This window comes from Mesorhizobium sp. M2C.T.Ca.TU.002.02.1.1 (genome assembly GCF_003997225.1).
Window position 1 is genome coordinate 1 of sequence record NZ_RZTO01001512.1, and the last position, 478, is coordinate 478.

The 478-nt window shown below is 63.2% G+C and carries 1 protein-coding gene and 1 pseudogene; both read right to left on the reverse strand.

Annotation, left to right across the window (positions count from 1 at the left end; genetic code table 11):
- Positions 1-306: biopolymer transporter ExbD (locus EOD07_RS37025; protein WP_206519690.1), on the reverse strand; the 306-nt coding region annotated here is incomplete at its 3' end.
- A 4-nt stretch (positions 307-310) separates the two neighbouring features.
- A pseudogene (locus EOD07_RS38990) lies at positions 311-478 on the reverse strand (tonB-system energizer ExbB); the annotation flags it as partial.

Genomic DNA, 478 nt, shown 5'->3' on the forward strand with positions numbered 1-478 from the left:
CATCGATGTCATCCTGGTGTTGTTGATTATCTTCATGGTCGCGGCGAAAGCCGGGCGTGGCACGCCGTCATTGCCGATCGCCAGCGTCAGATCGTCCTTCAGCGTCAGGAACAGCGGTGTCTCGGGCCTCGGCGCGGGCGTTGCGGTCGAACCCGGCAGGTCGACATTGACATCCACCGTGGCCAGCGGTGCCGCGACCATGAAGATAATCAACAACACCAGGATGACATCGATGAACGGGGTGACGTTGATCTCGTGGCTTTCCTCGAGATCGTCATCCATGGTCTGTCGGATTCTGCTTCCCATGGCGCTACTCCGCCGCCAGTGGCGCGGCCGGCGCGACGGTGCGGAAGTCGAGGTCGCGGCTGACCAGTCGTTCGACCCCTGCCGAGGCATCGGCGAGGATCTGCCGATAGCCGGCTATCGAGCGGGCGAAGACGTTGTAGATGACGACGGCCGGTATGGCCGCGACCAGGCC